The sequence below is a fragment of the Microbacterium sp. Bi128 genome (assembly GCF_918698205.1).
In genome coordinates this window covers 1-2,809 of record NZ_CAKKMM010000641.1, presented here as the reverse complement: position 1 = coordinate 2,809, position 2,809 = coordinate 1, and the positions used below count along the sequence as shown (strand labels likewise).

Below are 2,809 nucleotides of genomic sequence, written 5' to 3'. Positions count from 1 at the left end.
GGTCGCAGCGGGAGCTCCTCGCCGCGACCCGACCCACCCAGATCCCGTTGGCGGCGGCGCCGCTGCTCGATATCGAGCACAACGAACTCCTCCTCGTCTACCTGGCCCGCGGCATGTCCCGGGAGGCCGCCGAGCACCGCGTCGCGGAGCGGATGGGCCTGTTGGACTGCGACTGCGATCCCAGCCTGTCCCTGCGTCCGGAACTGCCCGAAAGCGAGGACCAGCACGAGGCGGTCGGCACCGCCTGGGGCGCGGCGGCGTCGAGCTTCTGCTTCTTCGCCTCCGGCGCGATCGTGCCCATCATTCCCTTCCTGCTGGGCATGACAGGACTCGCCGCACTGGTGGTTTCCGCGTCCCTCGTCGGCTTGGCGCTGCTGCTCACCGGCGGCGTCGTGGGCCTGCTCTCCGGTACCTCGCCCGCCACCCGCGGCCTGCGCCAGCTGGCCATCGGCATGGGTGCCGCGGGCGTGACGTACCTGCTGGGCATGGCCTTCGGCGCCGTGGTTGGCTAGTGGACGGCCCTGAATTTCGGGACCGCGGACCTCGGCACAGCCGGCCAGCCACCGCTCTGCGGATCATCAGGAACCTCGCCGCCGCTGCGGTGATCGCCGCCGGCGCCTTCCTCACCGCCGGACTCGTCTACGGCGATCCGAGGTTCACGGGCCTCTTCGAGGTCTCCCGAGGAACGGGGAACAACGCAGGGCACAGTGCAGAAAACAAAGCAGGCAGTGACCTGCAGGCACAGCCCCAGGCTGGCCAGAAATCCGGCCAGCCTGCCGTGCCGGCCGGCGAAGACCGGACGGACACTCCCCCGCCCGGGCTCGAGGAGCAGGACCACCCCCTCGGCGCGGCCCGGAAACCGGAGGCCGCCAGCACCTCGTACAAGTTCCTCGCAACGAATGACGACGGCACTCCGGTGGGTTACTCGCCGTGCCGCCCGCTGCACTACGTCATCAATGCCACCCTGGCCCCGCCGGGTGCCGAGCGGCTCGTGGACGACTCGATCAGGACGATCTCGGAGGCCACCGGAATCACCTTCATCAATGACGGCCCCACGTCCGAGGCACCCTCGTCCACACGTGCGCCCTACCAAAAGAATCTCTACGGGGACCGGTGGGCGCCGCTGCTGATCGCCTGGACCACCCCGGAGCAGGCGCCGCAGCTCAAAGGCCCGGTGATCGGCACAGGCGGAAGCACACACTTCAGTTTCGGCGACGGCCCCAAGAGCTTCGTCACCGGCAGCCTGGAGCTGGATGCCCCGCAAATCGCGGAAGACCTGGACCGCTCCGAGGGAGCGGCCTATGCCACGGCCGTGATCCTGCACGAGCTCGGCCATGTGATGGGCCTGGAGCATGTCGATGACCCGGCCCAGCTGATGTACCCCGAGATCGGAGCCCCGGACGGGCTTGCCGCCGGCGACCTGAACGGACTCTACGAGCTCGGCCACGCCCAGTGTCGCAAGGATCTCTGACCCCCTAGCGCTCCAGCGCCTCAAGGGCTTCTTCGACCGTATCGACCAGGAAGATCCTTCCCTCCATCCGGCGCCCTGACGCCAGGCTCTGTAAGAGGGGCCAGGCCGGGAATCGCCGCAGCCAGTGTTCGTGCCCCACCAGGACCATGGGAGTGACGGTTTCCGGAGCGGCGTAGTAGTTCTCGCAGGCGTCCTGGAAGATCTCCTGGACCGTGCCGCCCGAACCCGGCAAAAAGACGATGCCGCCGTTGCACAGTTCAAGCAGGATGGCTTCCCGGATGGCATTCGCGAAGTATTTGGCCACATGCGTGGCGAAGAAGTTCGGTGGTTCATGGCCGTAAAACCATGTGGGAATCCCCAGCGACGGCACACCCTCCGGGTGGCGTTGGGCGACCGCCGCGGCCGTCCGCGCCCAGGCGGCCACCGAGGGGCGGAAGGACGGCACCGCCGAGAGGTCGGCCAGGGCCCGCCGGAAGTCCGGTTCGGGGGCCTCGCTGAGGAAGGCGCCAAGATTCGCGGCCTCCATGGCCCCGGGGCCGCCGCCCGTGGCTACCACCCTGCCGCTGCGGGCCAGCAGCCGGCCCAGCAGCGCGGCTCCTTCAAAGACGGCGGTGCCGCGGCGGGCAATGTGTCCGCCCATGACCCCCACCATCGTGCGGCCGGCGCGGAGATAGGTGCCGGCCAGTTCGTCGAGGGCCACGCCGATCGAGTGGTCATGCAGGGCGGCGGCCAGTGTCGCATCCAGCCGGCGTCGCTGGCCCGGCCGGATGCTCCACTGGTACACCCGCGCGTCGAGCGTGTCCTCGTAGGGTGAGGTGGCGATCCCGGAATAGAGTTCCTGCGGCGTGTACAGCTGCCCGCGGTAGGGGTTGAACGGCACGGCCGTGAGCCGGGGAAAGATGAGGGCGCCCCGGCTGCGCAGCAAGTCCTCCACACCGTCGTCGAACCTGCAGCCCAGGAAGACCGCGCCCTGGGCCTCAAGCGCCTCCAGCTGGGCCCGGCGGCCCCGCAGGTCCAGCGACTGGACATGCCAGCCGTGCATGCTGCGCGCCCCCGCCGCGACCAGCCGGTCGAAACCGGCAAGGCTCTCGACCTCCAACGTGCGGGGGCTGGGGTGAAGGCTGCGGGCGGCGTTCATGGAGCCAGCCTAGACCGTGGCCAAGCTCCCCCGTTGCGCTATCACTCTTGGTGGCCATTCCGGGATCTTAAGGCCCAAAAGTGATAGCGCAACGGGGGTGCGTGCGGATTAGGAGACCTGGAGGCCGCCGTTGATGTCATAGGTGGCCGCGGTGATGTAACCCGCGTCCGGGCCGAGCAGGAAGGCGATCAGGGCCGCCA

Annotated in this window: 3 protein-coding genes and 1 pseudogene; 2 read left to right on the top strand and 2 right to left on the bottom strand. The window is 69.2% G+C overall.

The genetic code is table 11. The annotated features are described in order from the left end of the window. Both LQV45_RS24160 and LQV45_RS24155 read left to right on the top strand, forming a co-directional pair. The coding region (locus tag LQV45_RS24160; RefSeq protein WP_230009160.1) for a VIT1/CCC1 transporter family protein at window positions 1–512 on the top strand (512 nt) is incomplete at its 5' end. Then, window positions 512–1,471, top strand: a complete 960-nt coding sequence (locus LQV45_RS24155; RefSeq protein ID WP_230009159.1) for a matrixin family metalloprotease — start codon at window positions 512–514, stop codon at window positions 1,469–1,471. The genes LQV45_RS24160 and LQV45_RS24155, both read left to right, overlap by 1 nt. Before the next feature lie 4 nt (window positions 1,472–1,475). On the opposite strand, the gene LQV45_RS24150 is transcribed toward LQV45_RS24155, so the two are convergent. Both LQV45_RS24150 and LQV45_RS24145 read right to left on the bottom strand, forming a co-directional pair. Continuing rightward, window positions 1,476–2,609: an LOG family protein gene (locus tag LQV45_RS24150; protein ID WP_230009158.1), complete on the bottom strand. Its 1,134-nt coding sequence runs from the start codon at window positions 2,607–2,609 to the stop codon at window positions 1,476–1,478. 108 nt (window positions 2,610–2,717) lie between these two features. After that, window positions 2,718–2,809: pseudogene (locus LQV45_RS24145) on the bottom strand (short-chain dehydrogenase); the annotation flags it as partial.